Origin of the sequence: Antarcticirhabdus aurantiaca, from assembly GCF_009765365.1 — a bacterium.
Taxonomy (GTDB): Bacteria; Pseudomonadota; Alphaproteobacteria; order Rhizobiales; family Rhizobiaceae; genus Antarcticirhabdus; species Antarcticirhabdus aurantiaca.
This window is the reverse complement of the sequence record NZ_VTOM01000012.1, coordinates 103822-119433: the sequence shown is the minus strand read 5'-3', so window position 1 is coordinate 119433 and position 15612 is coordinate 103822. Positions and strand designations below refer to the sequence as shown.

Sequence of the window (15612 nt, the reverse complement as noted above, 5' to 3'; positions counted from 1 at the left end):
ACATGTATTCCTTATAATAAACTCTCAGGTTCTGTTCCGTGGGCCGAAGGCGATCGCGCTGCCCTTGGCCGCGAGGCGCAGCTTGTCGAAGCCGGAGGTCGACACGCGCGTGTCCCAGGCCCGCTCGCCGCGCTCCACCACGCGCAGCCCGATCTCGCGGTAGACGCCCATCGCCGTCGCGACCGCCCAGGCCGAGCGGCGCGGCAGGGCGTCGATGCCGAGGCGCGCCGAGGCATAGAAGGGCTCGGCGCTCTCCACCAGCCGCCTGGCCAAGCGCGCGACGGCCGGACGGCTCGCCGAACCGAGGATCGCCGCGGCACTCGGCGCGAGCCCCTCCTCCGCCATCCAAGCCGCCGGCAGGTAGACCCGGCCGGCATGCGCGTCCGGCACGATGTCGCGGGCGATGTTGGTGAGCTGGAAGGCGCGGCCGAGATCGGCGGCGCGCACCAGCGTTTCGGGGGCGCGCGCGCCCATCACGACCGACATCATCTCGCCGACCACCCCGGCGACGCCGTAGCAATAGTCGAGCACCTCGGCGAAGGTCCCGTAGGTCCGGCCCTCGACGTCCATGGCGAAGCCGGCGAGGTGGGCGAGCGGCAGCTCCTGCGGCAGCGCGTGGCGGCGGTTCACCTCCGCGAGCGCGCGGAAGGCGGGCACGTCCGGAGGCCGCCCGGCCAGGGCTGCCAGCGTTCCTTCGCGCAAGGCTTCGAGCCGAGCCAGAAGCTCGGGAGGGCTCGGCGCCGGCGCGCCGGTCGCGTGACCGAGATCCTGCCCATCGATGACGTCGTCGCAGTGGCGGCACCAGGCATAAAGCAGGATCACGCTCTCGCGCGTGTCCGCGTCGAAGAGCCGGGCGGCGGCGGCAAAGCTCTTGGAGCCCTTGGCGATGGTGTCCGCCGCGCCCGTCGTCAGCTCCGCGCCCGCTCGCCCCGCACCCGCGGGCTGCGCCACCGTCATTCGGCCGCCAGCGCCGGAGCGGCGGCGGAAAGCCGCGCGCCGGCGTCCCCGATCATCAGCCCCGCCGTCGCCTTGGCCGAGCCGACGACGCCCGGAACGCCCGCGCCGGGATGGGTTCCCGCGCCGACGAAGTAGAGGTTGGGAACAACGTCGTCGCGATTGTGGGTGCGGAACCAGGCGGACTGGGTCAGCACCGGATCGAGCGAGAAGGCGCTGCCGAGATGCGAGTTCAGTTCGTGCTTGAAGTCGGTCGGCGTGAAGATGCGGCAGGTCTCGAGATCGGCTCGGAGGCCCGGAATGCAGCGCGCCTCCAGGTAGTCGAGGATGCGGTCGCGGTAGAGCGGCCCTTCCCTCTCCCAGTCGATCTCGGCATTGCCGAGATGCGGCACCGGCGAGAGCACGTAGAAGGCGCCCTTGCCCTCCGGCGCCAGGGAGGGATCGGTGACGCAGGGGTTGTGGAGGTAGAGCGAGAAATCGGTGGCAAGCTGCTTGCCCTTGAAGATCTCGTCGATCAGCGGCCGGTAGCGCGGCCCGAACAGCACGGTGTGGTGGGCGATCTCCGGCCGGTGGCGCTTCAGCCCGAAGTAGATCACGAAGAGCGACATGGAGAAGCGCTTGGCTGTCAGGCGCTTGGCCGCCGCCTCCCCTCGAGGCGTGCCTTTCAGGAGCTCGGCATAGGTGTGGACGACGTCGGCGTTGGAGCCGACGAACTCGGCCGGAAAGCGCCGCCCGTCCGCCGCGACCACGGCGCTCGCGCGGCCGTCCGCCAGCTCGATCCGCGCCGCCGGGCAGTTCAGCTCGATCCGCCCGCCGAGATCCTCGAAGAGCCGCGCCATGCCGCGCACCAGCGCCCCCGTGCCGCCGCGCGGGAACCAGACGCCCCATTCGCGCTCCAGCGCGTGGATCAGGGCGTAGATCGAGGAGGTGGCGAAGGGATTGCCGCCGACGAGCAGCGAATGAAACGAGAAGGCCTGCCGCAGCTCCTCGTCGCGGATGAACTCGGAGACCTTGGCATAGACCGAGCGCCAGGCCTGAAGCCGGGCGAGCTGGGGCCCCGCCCGCACCATGTCGCGGAAATGGAGGAAGGGCACCGTGCCGAGCTTCAGGTAGCCCTCGCGGAACACCTCGCGCGAATAGTCGAGGAAGCGCCGGTAGCCCTCGACATCGGCCGGGCTCTTCGCGGCGATCTGCCGGTCGAGGTCGTCCTGGTCGTTGGCGTAGTCGAAGGTGAAGCCGTTCTCCCAGGCGAGGCGGTAGAAGGGCGCGACGGGGAGAAGCTCGACGTAGTCGCTCATCCGCCGCCCGGAGAGCGTGAACAGCTCCTCGATCGCGGTCGGGTCGGTGATGACGGTCGGACCGGCGTCGAAGGTGTAGCCGGCGTCCTCGTAGACGTAGGCGCGCCCGCCCGGCTTGTCGCGCTTCTCCAGAAGCGTGGTGGCAAAGCCCGCAGCCTGGAGCCGGATGGCGAGCGAGAGCCCCCCGAAGCCCGAGCCAATGACGACGGCGCGCGGAGCGCCGGGGGAAGCGGGGGCGGTCATGGGACGGCGAAGCCCTTCGGCGGAGGGGGAAAGGCGAGGACGCGCAACGCGGCCCCGACGGGAACGGGCGGGCGCCCGGTCAGGATGCGCAGCTTGTCGGCGGCGGTGAGCCGGGCGGCGTAGAAGCGGGCGACCAGCCCCGGATCGAGGCGGTAGAAGTGCTGGAGGACGCGGTAGCGCTCCTCCGGCGGACCGGCGAGGAAAAGCATGCGGTTCAGCATCCGGAAGAAGCGCCGCTCGCGCCAGATGGCGATCGAGTGGCGCCGCACTGCCGCGAAGAGCGCCGGCGCCGACAGGTCCGGCAGGGTCGCGAGGTGGTCGGCGAGGCGCACGGCGTCGGGCAGCGAATAGCCGGTGGTCGGGTGGAACAGGGCGGCGGAGAGCCCGCTCGCCGGAACGCCCCGCTTCTCGTCCCAGAAGGCCTCGATGCTGCCGCCGAGCGCGATCGGCAGGATGCCCTCCTCCTCGCGGACGATGCGGGCGACCGCCCAGCCCTGCGCCTCGGCATAGGTCTCGATCTCGCGGGCGAGCCGCGCCGTGTCGAGCACCTCGCCGTCGGCGTAGTAGGTGTCCTCGACGAGGAGGCGGTCGGGCGCGAAGGGCAGCGAGTAGACGAAGCGGTAGCCGTCGGTCTGCGGCACCGTCGCGTCCATGATGATCGGCCCGGAAAGGCCGTGGGGCCGGCGCGTCTCGATCTCGATGCCGAGGAACTTCTGGAAGCCGAGCCGCATGTGCGGGCTCGGGCGGGGTCCGCGGCCGTCGACAACGGCGCCCGCCTCGATCGTCTCGCCGCCGTCGAGGACGACGCGCGTCGGCGCGATCTCGGCAACGCGGGCGCGGGTCCGGATGCGCGTGCCCAGCCGGGCCCGCAGCGCCTCGGCGAGCAGCGCGGAGGTCGCCGAGCGATAGCCGGTGGGAAGGGTCTTGCGCCGCTCGGGAAAGCGCACCTCGTTCTGCGCCCAGCGATGGGCGACGAAGGGGGCGGTCCAGCGGTGCTGATCGCCTGTCAGGTCGCCGTCGTGGAAGGACCAGGTGTGGTTGCCGCCGATCTCCGGCCCGGCTTCGAGCACGAGCACCGACACGTCCGGCCGCGTTTCGGCGAGGCGCCACGCGATGAGCCCGTTGGCAAGACCGCCCCCGACGAGCAGGAGGTCGACGGGCCGCGAACGCGCGCTCACCGCGCGGCGGCCCCGCTGCGAACGGCCGACGATCCGATGCCCAAGGCTTCTTCGATGAGGTCCGCCGCCAAGCTGCGTCCGCCGCTCCGTTCGATCTCGCGCCCGATACGCGACGCGTTGGCTCGGAAGCTAGGCTCCTGCAGGAGCCGCGCAAGAGACGTCTCGACCGCGCGGGCGGACAGAAGGACGCGGCCGAGGCGCAGCCCGGCGCCGTGATGAACGAGGCGCGCGGCGACGCCCGGCTGGTCGAAGGCGATCGGCACGGCGAGAACCGGGGTCCCCGCCTGCATCGCGTCGAGCGCGGTGTTGAGCCCGCCATGCGAGACGCAGGCATCGGCGCGGGCAAGGATCGGGCCCTGCGGAAAGAAGTCGCGCACGAGGTCGGCGCCGATCGAGGCGGCTTCGGCCGGCGACAAGCGCCCGCAATGGGCGACGACGCTCACCGCCCCGAGCCGCCGGCATGCGGCGGCGACCGTGCGGAAGATTCCGAGCCGGTGCCCCTGCATGGTGCCGAGCGAGGCGAAGACGATCGGGCGCCCGGCCGGAAGGTCGGCGAGCGCCCGATCCGCACCGGCGCTCTCGCGGGCTCGGATCGGGCCGACGCCGCGGATCGGGCTCGGCGCGGAATGGGGAAAGTCGAAGGCGGGAACCGTCTGCGACAGGCGCAGCCGCGTCGAGGTCCAGTCCTCCGCCCCCTCGCGCGGCTCCAGCCCGAAACGGCGCGCCCACAGGGCCAGGACGCGGCGCTGGCGCGTCAGAAGGAGCCGCGCGACCGTCCGCCCCCCGGCATTGCGCTTCAGCCCTTTCTCGCTCGGATCGTAGTCCCAGGCGAGATAGGGCAGCGGCACGGCGGGATCGGGATCGACCGGCAGGCCGCAGGCGATCGAGACGAGCGGCAGCCCGAGACGGGCGGCGAGAAGGCCGGCGGCGCCTTCGGTCTCGTCGCCGACGATCGCCTCGGCGCCGAGGGCGGCGAGGAGCCCCGGCCCCTCGCGGCAGAGCTCGTCCGTCAGCCGGGCGGTATCGGCGACGGTGCGCAGCGTGCCAAGGATGCCCGTCGGGCGCGCGGCGCCGCGCATGGCCAGCACCGCCGGCGGCGTGCCCCGGCCGGCATGCTCGGCCTCGACGGTGGTGAGACGCCGCGTCGCACCGAGCGGTTCGGCCGCGCCCGCGTTGAGCACCAGCGTGACGCGATGGCCGCGCGCGGCGAGCTCACTGCCCAGCGCTTCGAAGACCCGGAGATGGCTGTAGAAGGGCGGACAAAGGAGGGCGAGGTGCAAGGCGCGGTCATCTAAGGTTTTCGCCGGCGCGCGGCACTGGAAGGCGGACGCGCGCGCAGCAGGTATTCCCCGCGGCCTTCCCGTCCTTCTTCTGACAGAACGCAGAGAAATTGAAACCCGAACAGGTCCTTCCATCGACGGCGATCGCTTGGCCGGCGCCGATCCGCGGCGCGGCCTCCCCATGAGCCGCAGCGCCGATCCCTTCTTCGAGACCGAGGCCGAGGCGCCCGTGCCGCCGCGCCGGGCGGTGCAGGTCCTGCTCGTCGTCCTCATCGTCGCGACGAAGCTCCTCGTCCTCGCCGCGCTCGGCCACGACGCGGTCTGCTCGTGCGGCACGATCCTTCTCTTCCAGCACGCCTTCGACGCCAACGGCAACAGCCAGCAGGTGTCGGACTGGTACTCGGCCCTCCACGTCCTGTTCGGCCTCGGGCTCTTCGTCTTCATCGACCGGATGCGGCCCTTCTGGGGGCTCGGGCAGAAGGCGGTGGTGGCGATCATGGGCAGCGCGATCTGGGAGGTGGTGGAGAACCTCCCCTTCACCATCGCCCTCTTCCACGCGCCGAGCGGCGCCGTCCCCTATACGGGCGACAGCCTCCTCAACTCCTTCACGGACACGCTCTTCGTGGCGCTCGGCTTCTTCGTGGCGGCGAAGATCCCGCTATGGGCGACGATCCTTCTCGGTCTCGCCCTGGAACTCGCCGTCACGCTCGCCATGGACGACGGGATGATCGTCGGCAGCTTGCGCATCCTGGGGCTCGACGTCTAACCCTTGGGAAGCCAAGACAGGGGAGACGACGTAAGATGATGACGCTCTACTACTCGCCCAACGCCTGCTCGCGGGCCGCCCACATCGCGCTGGAGGAGACCGGCGCGCCCTACGAGCGCGTGCGCGTCAGCCTCAAGGACGGCGAGCAGCACCGCCCCGAATTCCTAGCGGTCAACCCGAAGGGCAAGGTCCCGGCGCTCAAGGTCGACGGGCGCGTCGTCACCGAATGCCCGGCCGTTCTCGCCTTTATCGCGGCGAGCTTCCCGGAAGCGGGCCTCAGCCCCGCCAACGACCCCTTCGCCGCGGCCGACATGCTGGCCTTCAACCTTTATCTCGCCTCGACGGTCCACGTGTCCTTCGCGCACGACCGACGCGCGGCGCGCTGGGCCGACGACGAGGCGGCGCAGGCGGCCATGCGCGCCAAGGTGCCGCAGAACCTCGTCGAGCAGTTCGGCACGATCGAGGAGCGCCTCGGCGACGGCCGCACCTTCGTTCACGGCGACAGCTACAGCGTGTCCGACCCCTACCTCTTCACCTTCACCGGCTGGCTGCGCGAGCGCGGCATCGCCGACGAGACCCGCTTCCCCCGCGTCTTCGCCCATTACGACCGCGTGAAGGCCCGCCCGGCGGTGCAGCGCATCCTGGAGATCGAGGACGCGGGCTGAATTCGACCACGTCGTCCTGCCTCCCGCATTTTTCACCACTTCGTCATCCCGGGCCTGCCCAGGGATGACGAAGTGGAAGATGGGGTCGGAGCGGCTTTTCACCCGCCGCCCCGTTGTCCTCAGGCCCCGCCCAGCATCGCCTGCTGCCTTGCAAGCCGGCGTGCCCGCGCCTCGTCGGCGGGGCTCGCGACCTTCTTCAGCGCCGTCTGCGGGGCGGTGCGCCAGGGCGTGCCGGGGATGGTGACGACGCGGTTGCCGCGGAAGTCGGCTTCCGAGCGGATCAGCCCGCGCTCGGCCATGAAGGACAGGATGAAGCGTCCGCGCGAGGGCGAGTGGCTGCCATAGGCCTGGGCGAGCGCGGCGTCGGACGGACAGTCCGCCCCGTCGCGCGCGGCACGCAGGATCATGGCGTAGACGCCCTGCATGTCCTCGGGCAGGTCGATGCCGCGGGCGAGCGCGTTCTCCCATTCCGGATCGTCCCCGGCCGCGCCCGACAGCCCGGCCCGCGCCATGGCGAGGCGGCGGCGGAAGGCGGCCATGTCGGTCTCGACCCCGCGCAGGCGCTTCAAGCGGCAGTGGACGAGGAAGTCCTGGTAGAGCACCGGCACGGGCCGGAAGGCGGCGTCGGGGTCCGCCAGCATGTCGGCGAAGATCGCGTCGACGATGGCCGCCCGCTCCTCGGGGCCGCGCGGGTCGTCGTCGACCTCCGGCTCGGCGGTCGGCGCCGCGACGCGGGACAGGATGTCGCCCGTCGAGGCGGAGGGGCGCTCGGGCGGGCGGTAGGCGGGCTCCTCGTCGACGCCGGGCGGAGCCATGATGAGGTCGGCCATGTCCTGCGGCGCGAGTTCGGGCAAGGGCATCAGCGTCGGGCGGCCCGAGCGCCCGGCCGTCTCGACGGGGCCGATGCGGATCGGCATCGGGCGGCGCGACAAAGCGGGGCCGAGCGCCACGAATTCGCCGGTCTTGAGGTCGCGGAACTGCTCGGCGCCGCGCCGGTCGATGCCGAGGAGATCGGCGGCCCGCGCCATGTCGATGTCGAGGAAGGTGCGGCCCATCAGGAAGTTCGAGGCCTCGGCCGCGACGTTCTTGGCGAGCTTGGCGAGGCGCTGCGTGGCGATGATGCCGGCGAGCCCGCGCTTTCGGCCGCGGCACATGAGATTGCTCATCGCGCCGAGCGAGGCGCGGCGCGCCTCGTCGGAATGCTCGCCGGCCATGGCGGGGGCGAAGAGGTGCGCCTCGTCGACCGCGACGAGCATCGGGTACCAGTGCGCCCGGTCGGCGTCGAAGAGACCGTTCAGGAAGTGCGCCGCGATCATCATCTGCGCCTCGGCATCGTGGCCCTCGAGGTCGAGGACGACAGAGGCCCGGTGCTTGCGGATGCGCTGGGCGATGCGGGCGAGCTCGTTGGGCGTGCGGTTGCCGTCGACGACGACGTGGCCGTACTTGTCGGCGAGCGTCACGAAGTCGCCCTCGGGGTCGATGATCGCCTGCTGCACCTGTCCGGCGCTGCGCTCCAGGAGGCGGCGCAGGAGGTGCGACTTGCCCGAGCCCGAATTGCCCTGGACGAGAAGGCGCGTCGACAGGAGCTCTTCCAGGTCGAGATGGGCCGGCCCGCCTTTTTCCGCAAATCCGAGATCGACGGCAAAGGTCATGGGGGCTCCTCGAAGACGTGTCATGCGAATGAGGCGCGGCGGCCCGATGCCGGACCGCCGCGCGCCACGAGATTAACACGCAGGGTTACCCGGACGTTTCCACGACCGGCCCTCTATCCACAGATTCGGCGCCCGACAGGAAACGGGCCGCCGGATCGCCCCGGCGGCCCGTTCCGCTTCAGTCGAAGCCGGTCAGTCGTTGAGGTCGACGTTGCGCCGGTCGCGCACGAAGATCACGCCGATCACGACGGTGATGAGAGCGAAGACGATCGGGTACCAGAGGCCGGCATAGATGTCGCCGGTCGAGGCCACGATCGCAAAGGAGGTCGCCGGCAGAAGCCCGCCGAACCAGCCGTTGCCGATGTGGTAGGGCAAGGACATGGCGGTGTAGCGGATGCGCGTCGGGAAGAACTCGACGAGCGCCGCGGCGATCGGCCCGTAGACGATGGTGACGTAGAGCACCATCACGAAGAGGATCGCGATGGCTTTCAGCGCCTGCGCGTTGCCGAGCGCCGAGAAGAAGCCGTCGACCTTGACCCGGGCCGCGTCGTCGGCGGCCGGGTAGCCGGCGGCGACCGCCGCCGGGCCGATGCGGGTGGCGAAGGTCTCGTCCTTGCCGTCCGGACCGGTGCCGGCCGAGGTTTCGATCGGCACGGCGGTTCCGTTCACCGTGACCGTGGTCGGCGCCCCCGCCGCGGCCGGGGCGAAGGTGTAGCGTAGCGCCTGCTGCGAGAGCGTGCGGCGCACGACGTCGCAGGGCTGCGTGAAGGTGCGGATGCCGACGGGGTCGAACAGCGAGCCGCAGGTGGCCGGATCGCCCGAGACCTGGATGTCGACGGTCTCGATCGCCTGCGCATAGGTCGGGTTGGCGGTCGCCGTCAGTCCCTGGAACAGCGGGAAGTAGGTGGCCGCCGCGATCAGGCAGCCGGCGAGGATCACCGGCTTGCGGCCGATCCGATCCGACAGCGCGCCGAACACCAGGAAGAACGGCGTGCCGAGGATCAGCGCCCAGGCGATGAGGACGTTGGCGGTGAGCAGGTCGACCTTCAGGATGCTCTGGAGGAAGAACAGTGCGTAGAACTGGCCCGTGTACCAGACCACCGCCTGACCGACCACGAGGCCGAACAGGGCGATGAGGACGATGCGGGCGTTCTTCCACTGGCCGAAGGCCTCGCCGAGCGGCGCCTTCGACTGCGTGCCCTCCGCCTTCATCTTCTGGAAGGCCGGCGACTCGTTCATCTGCATGCGGATATAGATCGAGATCGCGAGAAGGATGATCGAGCCGAGGAAGGGCAGGCGCCAGCCGCCTTCGAGCCCGAAGAACAGCGGGAAGCTCGTGGTGAAGGCCTCCTCGCCCATGTTGATGCGCAGCGTCACGATGACGGCGAGCGACAGGAGAAGGCCGAGCGTCGCCGTGGTCTGGATCCAGGCGGTGTAGAAGCCGCGCCGGCCGCGGGGCGAGTGCTCGGCGACGTAGACCGCCGCGCCGCCGTATTCGCCGCCGAGCGCGAGGCCCTGCGCCATGCGCAGCACGATCAGCGCGACGGGAGCGACCCAGCCGATCTGCTCGTAGCTCGGAAGGAGGCCGACCAGGAAGGTGGAGGCGCCCATGATCACGATGGTGACGAGGAAGGTGTACTTGCGCCCGACGAGATCGCCGAGCCGGCCGAAGACCAGCGCGCCGAAGGGGCGGACCAGGAAGCCGGCCGCGAAGGCGAGCAGCGCGAAGATCGCCTGCGTCGCCGGCGGAAAGGCGGAGAAGAATTGCTTGCCGATGATGACGGCGAGCGTGCCGTACAGATAGAAGTCGTACCATTCGAAGATGGTGCCGAGCGAGGATGCGAGGATGACCTTGCGCTCCTCGCGCGTCATCGGTCGCTTCGCTTCCGGCGCGAGCGTGCCGGCGGTCTCGTAGCGTGACACTGTGGTCTGTCTCCCTCCCTGCCGTTCCCGATGCTTCGCGAACGGATGCGCCGCACCCTCCCCGGCGCGACTCAGGCAAGCTACGCAATCGTCAAGCGATCACAAACGAAAAATTAAGCCTCCCCTAGGTTATCCCGCCCCTCTTTCGGAGGAGGCGACCCGGACGCTCCCGCGGCGCGGTGGCCGATCCACCAAGTCGCACGCAACCATCCGCCGCCTGGCGCATTCTTCCAAGCAACGAGACAAGGAGAGCGAAGATGATCCGTGGGATCCTGAAGGCCGTGTTCCTGGGTTGGGTGACGAAGAAGATCGCTCAGCGCGCCGAGCGTCGTCAGCCGCAGCAGGCCGGCGCCCGTCGCTACTGACGCACAGCTCCGCAGAGCCCGCGTCGCGTATCGGGCGCTCGGGTGAAACAGGGTCGGCATCCCGCGAGGGGGCCGGCCCTTTTCGCGTTCCGGGCGCGGCGGCGAATCGCCGGCGCGACGGATTGACTTGGGTCCGCGCCCGGCGCATATGCCGCTCCATGATCGCGCGCGCCAAAACCCTCATTACCGCCTGACGTCTTCGCCCCGCTTGTCTCCCCCGGGGCGGAGCACAAGCGCGCGGCATTCGGGCCGAAGGGGAGCCGCCAAGGATCGGACTTCCCCATGGGTTACAGGATCGCCGTCGTCGGCGCGACCGGCAATGTCGGGCGCGAAATGCTCTCCATCCTCGACGAGCGCGGCTTCCCCGCCGACGAGGTCGTGGCGCTCGCCTCGCGCCGCTCGCAGGGCACCGAGGTTTCGTTCGGCGACAAGACGCTGAAGGTGAAGTCCCTCGACAGCTACGACTTTTCCGGTACCGACATCTGCCTGATGTCGGCGGGCGGCTCGATCGCCAAGGAGTGGTCGCCGCGGATCGGCGCGCAAGGCTGCGTCGTGATCGACAACTCCTCGGCCTGGCGCTACGACGCCGACGTTCCCCTGATCGTGCCGGAAGTGAACGCCGACGCGGTCGCGGGCTTCACGCGCAAGAACATCATCGCCAACCCGAACTGCTCGACGGCCCAGCTCGTCGTGGCGCTGAAGCCCCTCCACGACGCCGCCACCATCAAGCGCGTGGTCGTCTCGACCTACCAGTCGGTCTCGGGCGCCGGCAAGGAAGGCATGGACGAGCTCTTCACCCAGTCGCGCGCCGTCTTCGTCGCCGACGAGGTGGAGCGCAAGAAGTTCACCAAGCGCATCGCCTTCAACGTCATTCCCCACATCGACGTCTTCATGGAGGACGGCCAGACGAAGGAAGAGTGGAAGGTCATGGCCGAGACCAAGAAGATCCTCGACCCGAAGATCAAGGTCACCTGCACGGCCGTGCGCGTGCCCGTCTTCATCGGCCATTCGGAAGCCGTCAACATCGAGTTCGAGAAGCCGATCACGGCGGACGAGGCCCGCGCCATCCTGCGCGAGGCGCCGGGCTGCCTCGTGATCGACAAGCGCGAGGACGGCGGCTACGTCACGCCGATCGAGTCGGCCGGCGAGGACGCGACCTACATCAGCCGCATCCGCGAGGACCAGACGCTGGAGAACGGCCTCAACATCTGGGTCGTCGCCGACAACCTGCGCAAGGGCGCCGCCCTCAACGCCGTCCAGATCGCCGAACTCCTCGTCAATCGCGGCCTCCTCGCCAAGAAGCGGGCGGCCTGATCCGCCTCGCCGGGGAGGCCGGCCTCCCCGGCATGTGCCTCGCGTCGAGCGGGCCGGCGCGTCGCGCCACCCTACTCGGCCGGAAAGCGCTCGAAGGCCGGCAGTTCGCCGAAGCGGGCGAACCAGGCCGCCGCCTCGGCGGTCTGGATGCGGGCCTGCGGCGGCAGGGCGTCGGGATCGTCGAGCGTCGCGAACTGGATATCGATCTGGTCGGGGAACACCGCCTCGTTGACGAAGAACAGACCCGTCCCGCAGGTGCCGCAGAACTGCCGGAACGTGCCGGGCGAGGACTCGTAGGTGACGGGCGTCCCCTCGATCGCGACGCGCTCGCGGGGAAACAGCGCCCAGCCGACCATCGGCGCGCCGGCCGAGCGGCGACAGTCGGCGCAGTGGCAGAGCGCGCTGTGCGCCGGCTGCCCGTCCACGCGATAGCGGATCGCTCCGCAGCGGCACCCACCCGTGTGCGTCATGACCGTTCTCCTTTTGTTCGGAGATTGAGCGATTCGCTGCCTGCGCGCAAGTCTCACCGTACGCGATCGCGCCGCGGCAGCGGCAGCGGCAGCGGCAGCGGCAGCGGCAGCGGCAGCGGCTACCCGCCCTTCACGGCGCCGCGTGGTCGCGCCCGTTGAAGCCGCGAACTTTGTCGCCCACCGCCGCGTCGGCGCACCCCGTGCCGCGGCCCGCCGCTCGCGGCGGGGAAGGCTTCCTTGTCTCGGCGTCGAGGATCGTCGCGACGGACGCCGCCTGCCAACCGTCCGTTGCACCCGCGCACCATCACCGCGGCAAAAGCGCGGCGGCGCCGACCTCCGCCACGCTCGCGCCACGGATCGCCGCCCAACCCTCGCACCAGCCTCCGGTGGTTCGGTGCCGCCGGGACGTGATCACAAGCCGGGCCGGGGGAACGGCCGGGCGGGGGAACGAGCGATTCGAACCATGACCAAGACCACCACCGGCCTCATCTGCGCGGCGCTGAGCCTCGGCCTTCTCGCCGGCTGCACGACGGACCCCTATACGGGCGAAGGCCGCCTCTCGAACACGGCCGGCGGCGTCGGCATCGGCGCGGGCGTCGGGGCGCTCGGCGGCTATCTCGTCGGCCGGGCGGCCGGCGTCGACGAGGGCAACGCGGCGCTGATCGGCGCGGGCATCGGCGCGCTCGGCGGCGGCGCCATCGGCACCTACATGGACCGGCAGGAGGATGCGCTGCGTCGCACGCTGCAGGGCTCCGGCGTTTCCGTGACGCGCGTCGGCGACCGCATCATCCTCAACATGCCCTCCAACATCACCTTCCCGACCGACGGCGACCGCATCCTGCCGGGCTTCGAGCAGACGCTGCAAGCCGTGGCGCTGGTGTTCCTGGAATACCGCGACAGCATCATCAACATCGACGGCCACACCGATTCCCAAGGGTCGGACAGCTACAACCTCGCGCTCTCGCAGCGCCGGGCCGGGGCGGTGGCGCAGTACCTGGCGAGCCGCGGCATCTCGGGCTCGCGCCTCAACGACCGCGGCTTCGGCGAGAGCCGGCCGATCGCCTCCAACGCGACGGAAGCGGGGCGCGCCCAGAACCGCCGCGTCGAGATCGCCATCTCGCCGCTGCGCGGCGGCTGAGCGCCGCGCGCCCGGGCTCGAAACGAAGAACGGCCCCTTTCGGGGCCGTTCGCATATTCGGTCAATGGCGCTCGCTTCAGCGCGTGTTGCGGCCGACCACGGCGCCGGCGGTGCCGCCGACGAGGGCCCCCGCCACCGCGCCGCCCGAGCCACCGAGCGCGTCGCCCACCACCGCGCCGCCGGTGCCGCCGATCAGCGCGCCGCCCACCGTGCGCTCCGTCGTGGAGCAGCCGGCGAAGGCCATGCAGGACAGGGCGATGGCCGCCGCGGTCGTCTTCGTTCTCGACATCGATCAGTCTCCTCTCGGCCGGCCCGTCAGGGCCTGGCCTTCGTCCGCTTCATGAGCAAGGAAACTGGCGCAGCGATCGGGCGCGCCAAGCGCCCGGCGCGGTATTGATCAGTTTTGCGGAGAATCAGGGAACCTGACGCACCGCGCCCTTGGCCGCGCTCGTGGTCATGGCGGCGTAGGCGCGCAGCGCCGTCGTCACCTTGCGCTTGCGCGGGGCCGCCGGCTTCCAGTTGTCGCCGCCTTCCGTCTTCGCGGCCCGGCGCGCGGCGAGGACCGCGTCGTCGACGGCGAGGCGGATCGAGCGGTTGGGGATGTCGATCTCGATCGGATCGCCCTCTTCCGCCAGCGCGATGAGGCCGCCCTCCGCCGCTTCCGGCGAGACGTGGCCGATCGACAAGCCCGAGGAGCCGCCGGAGAAGCGCCCGTCGGTGACGAGGGCGCAGGCCTTGCCCAGGCCCTTCGACTTCAGGTAGCTCGTCGGGTAGAGCATCTCCTGCATGCCGGGACCCCCGCGCGGGCCCTCGTAGCGGATCAGGACGACGTCGCCCGGCTCGACCGTGTTGCCGAGGATGCCCTTCACCGCGTCGTCCTGGCTCTCGAAGATCCGCGCCTTGCCGTGGAAGACGAGGATCGACTCGTCGACGCCCGCCGTCTTCACGATGCAGCCGTCCTCGGCGAGGTTGCCGTAGAGGACCGCGAGGCCGCCGTCGCGCGAGTAGGCGTGCTCCAGGTCGCGGATGACGCCCGCCTCGCGGTCGAGGTCGAGGGCGTCGAAGCGGCGCTCCTGGGAAAAGGCGACCTGCGTCGGGACGCCGCCGGGAGCCGCGCGGAAGAAGTCGTGGACGCGCCGGCTCTCGGTGCGCTTGACGTCCCAGCGATCGAGCGCGCTCGCCAGCGATTCCGAATGCACCGAGCCGACGCTCGTGTCGATGAGGCCGGCGCGGTCGAGCTCGCCGAGGATTCCGAAGATGCCGCCGGCCCGATGGACGTCCTCCATGTGGACGTTGGCCACCGCCGGCGCGACCTTGCAGAGCACCGGCACGCGCCGCGACAGGCGGTCGATGTCGGCCATGGTGAAGTCGATCTCCGCCTCATGGGCGGCGGCGAGGAGATGCAGCACCGTGTTGGTCGAACCGCCCATGGCGATGTCGAGCGTCATGGCGTTCTCGAAGGCGGCGAAGCTCGCGATCGAGCGCGGCAGGACGGAATAGTCGTCCTCCTCGTAGTGGCGACGGGCGAGGTCGACCACGAGGTGGCCGGCCTCGACGAACAGGCGCTCGCGGTCGGCGTGGGTCGCGAGCGTCGAGCCGTTGCCCGGCAGCGACAGGCCGAGCGCCTCGGTCAGGCAGTTCATGGAATTCGCCGTGAACATGCCTGAGCACGAGCCGCAGGTCGGGCAGGCCGAGCGCTCGATGATCTTGACGTCCTCGTCCGAGATGCGGTCGTCGGCCGCCGCGATCATCGCGTCGACGAGGTCGAGCTTCTTTTCCGTCTGGTCCGGCCAGACCACCTTGCCGGCCTCCATCGGTCCGCCCGAGACGAACACGGCCGGGATGTTGAGGCGCATCGCCGCCATCAGCATGCCGGGGGTGATCTTGTCGCAGTTGGAGATGCAGACCATGGCGTCGGCGCAGTGCGCGTTGACCATGTATTCGACGCTGTCGGCGATCAGCTCGCGGCTCGGCAGCGAGTAGAGCATGCCGTCGTGGCCCATCGCGATGCCGTCGTCGACGGCGATCGTGTTGAACTCCTTGGCGACGCCGCCGGCCTTCTCGATCTCGCGTGCGACGAGCTGGCCGAGGTCCTTCAGGTGGACGTGGCCGGGCACGAACTGGGTAAAGGAGTTCACCACCGCGATGATCGGCTTGCCGAAATCGCTGTCCTTCATGCCCGTGGCGCGCCAAAGGCCGCGCGCGCCCGCCATGTTGCGGCCGTGGGTGGTGGTGCGCGAGCGGTAGTGCGGCATGGGAGCGATCCCGTATGAAGGATGGACGACGGAAGGTATGCGCCTGCGCATAGACCCATCCGCCCCCGAACGGAAGCCCCTGACGGGGAAGCGATTTGCCCGGCCGCCGGC

At 70.5% G+C, this 15612-nt stretch carries 13 protein-coding genes; 4 read left to right on the top strand and 9 right to left on the bottom strand.

Features of this window, described 5'->3' with window-relative positions; translation table 11 throughout:
* Positions 1–24: 24 nt before the first annotated feature.
* The 4 genes from FZN60_RS15515 to FZN60_RS15500 are packed head-to-tail and all read right to left on the bottom strand — an operon-like array spanning position 25 to position 4953.
* On the bottom strand, positions 25–957 hold the full coding sequence (locus FZN60_RS15515; RefSeq protein WP_158874405.1) for a phytoene/squalene synthase family protein: 933 nt from the start codon (positions 955–957) through the stop codon (positions 25–27).
* The gene (locus tag FZN60_RS15510) at positions 954–2495 is read right to left on the bottom strand and encodes a phytoene desaturase (RefSeq protein WP_158874404.1); all 1542 of its coding nucleotides are present in this window, start codon (positions 2493–2495) and stop codon (positions 954–956) included. The genes FZN60_RS15515 and FZN60_RS15510 overlap by 4 nt, the downstream gene beginning before the upstream one ends.
* The gene (gene crtY / locus FZN60_RS15505; RefSeq protein ID WP_158874403.1) at positions 2492–3673 is read right to left on the bottom strand and encodes a lycopene beta-cyclase CrtY; all 1182 of its coding nucleotides are present in this window, start codon (positions 3671–3673) and stop codon (positions 2492–2494) included. The genes FZN60_RS15510 and crtY overlap by 4 nt, the downstream gene beginning before the upstream one ends.
* Positions 3670–4953 carry a nucleotide disphospho-sugar-binding domain-containing protein gene (locus tag FZN60_RS15500; RefSeq protein WP_158874402.1) on the bottom strand — a complete coding sequence of 428 codons (1284 nt, stop codon included), beginning with the start codon at positions 4951–4953 and terminating at the stop codon, positions 3670–3672. Before FZN60_RS15500 ends, crtY begins: the two co-directional genes overlap by 4 nt.
* Before the next feature lie 181 nt (positions 4954–5134).
* Between FZN60_RS15500 and FZN60_RS15495 the strand changes: the two genes are divergently transcribed.
* Both FZN60_RS15495 and FZN60_RS15490 read left to right on the top strand, forming a co-directional pair.
* Positions 5135–5719 carry a DUF2585 family protein gene (locus tag FZN60_RS15495; RefSeq protein ID WP_158874401.1) on the top strand — a complete coding sequence of 195 codons (585 nt, stop codon included), beginning with the start codon at positions 5135–5137 and terminating at the stop codon, positions 5717–5719.
* A 35-nt stretch (positions 5720–5754) separates the two neighbouring features.
* A complete protein-coding gene (locus tag FZN60_RS15490; protein WP_158874400.1) occupies positions 5755–6384 on the top strand; it encodes a glutathione S-transferase family protein in 630 nt (209 codons plus the stop codon).
* Between the two features lie 119 nt (positions 6385–6503).
* Here the strand turns inward: FZN60_RS15490 and FZN60_RS15485 are convergent, their stop codons facing one another.
* Both FZN60_RS15485 and FZN60_RS15480 read right to left on the bottom strand, forming a co-directional pair.
* Positions 6504–8036, bottom strand: coding sequence for an ATP-binding protein (locus tag FZN60_RS15485; protein WP_158874399.1), 1533 nt, complete (start codon positions 8034–8036; stop codon positions 6504–6506).
* Positions 8037–8228: 192 nt separating this feature from the next.
* Entirely contained in the window at positions 8229–9908 is a 1680-nt protein-coding gene (locus FZN60_RS15480) for an MFS transporter (protein ID WP_158874449.1), read from the bottom strand.
* A gap of 698 nt (positions 9909–10606) precedes the next feature.
* Between FZN60_RS15480 and FZN60_RS15475 the strand changes: the two genes are divergently transcribed.
* The gene (locus FZN60_RS15475) at positions 10607–11638 is read left to right on the top strand and encodes an aspartate-semialdehyde dehydrogenase (RefSeq protein WP_158874398.1); all 1032 of its coding nucleotides are present in this window, start codon (positions 10607–10609) and stop codon (positions 11636–11638) included.
* A 71-nt stretch (positions 11639–11709) separates the two neighbouring features.
* Here FZN60_RS15475 and FZN60_RS15470 read toward each other — a convergent pair whose 3' ends face one another.
* Positions 11710–12108, bottom strand: coding sequence for a GFA family protein (locus FZN60_RS15470; RefSeq protein WP_158874397.1), 399 nt, complete (start codon positions 12106–12108; stop codon positions 11710–11712).
* A 463-nt stretch (positions 12109–12571) separates the two neighbouring features.
* On the opposite strand from FZN60_RS15470, the gene FZN60_RS15465 reads away from it, so the two are divergent.
* On the top strand, positions 12572–13246 hold the full coding sequence (locus FZN60_RS15465) for a YiaD family glycine zipper/OmpA-like lipoprotein (RefSeq protein WP_158874396.1): 675 nt from the start codon (positions 12572–12574) through the stop codon (positions 13244–13246).
* A gap of 76 nt (positions 13247–13322) precedes the next feature.
* Here the strand turns inward: FZN60_RS15465 and FZN60_RS15460 are convergent, their stop codons facing one another.
* A complete protein-coding gene (locus FZN60_RS15460) occupies positions 13323–13535 on the bottom strand; it encodes a YMGG-like glycine zipper-containing protein (protein WP_158874395.1) in 213 nt (70 codons plus the stop codon).
* A gap of 124 nt (positions 13536–13659) precedes the next feature.
* On the bottom strand, positions 13660–15501 hold the full coding sequence (gene ilvD / locus FZN60_RS15455) for a dihydroxy-acid dehydratase (RefSeq protein WP_158874394.1): 1842 nt from the start codon (positions 15499–15501) through the stop codon (positions 13660–13662).
* Between the last annotated feature and the right edge of the window lie 111 nt (positions 15502–15612).

Excerpts from the sequence above, each read along its gene's own strand:
- FZN60_RS15460 (WP_158874395.1), bottom strand. The coding sequence starts at position 13,535 with ATGTCGAGAACGAAGACGACCGCGGCGGCCATCGCCCTGTCCTGCATG.
- FZN60_RS15485 (WP_158874399.1), bottom strand. The coding sequence starts at position 8,036 with ATGACCTTTGCCGTCGATCTCGGATTTGCGGAAAAAGGCGGGCCGGCC.
- FZN60_RS15515 (WP_158874405.1), bottom strand. The coding sequence starts at position 957 with ATGACGGTGGCGCAGCCCGCGGGTGCGGGGCGAGCGGGCGCGGAGCTG.
- FZN60_RS15470 (WP_158874397.1), bottom strand. The coding sequence starts at position 12,108 with ATGACGCACACGGGTGGGTGCCGCTGCGGAGCGATCCGCTATCGCGTG.
- FZN60_RS15495 (WP_158874401.1), top strand. The coding sequence starts at position 5,135 with ATGAGCCGCAGCGCCGATCCCTTCTTCGAGACCGAGGCCGAGGCGCCC.
- FZN60_RS15465 (WP_158874396.1), top strand. The coding sequence starts at position 12,572 with ATGACCAAGACCACCACCGGCCTCATCTGCGCGGCGCTGAGCCTCGGC.
- FZN60_RS15480 (WP_158874449.1), bottom strand. The coding sequence starts at position 9,908 with ATGACGCGCGAGGAGCGCAAGGTCATCCTCGCATCCTCGCTCGGCACC.
- ilvD (WP_158874394.1), bottom strand. The coding sequence starts at position 15,501 with ATGCCGCACTACCGCTCGCGCACCACCACCCACGGCCGCAACATGGCG.
- FZN60_RS15475 (WP_158874398.1), top strand. The coding sequence starts at position 10,607 with ATGGGTTACAGGATCGCCGTCGTCGGCGCGACCGGCAATGTCGGGCGC.
- FZN60_RS15490 (WP_158874400.1), top strand. The coding sequence starts at position 5,755 with ATGATGACGCTCTACTACTCGCCCAACGCCTGCTCGCGGGCCGCCCAC.
- FZN60_RS15510 (WP_158874404.1), bottom strand. The coding sequence starts at position 2,495 with ATGACCGCCCCCGCTTCCCCCGGCGCTCCGCGCGCCGTCGTCATTGGC.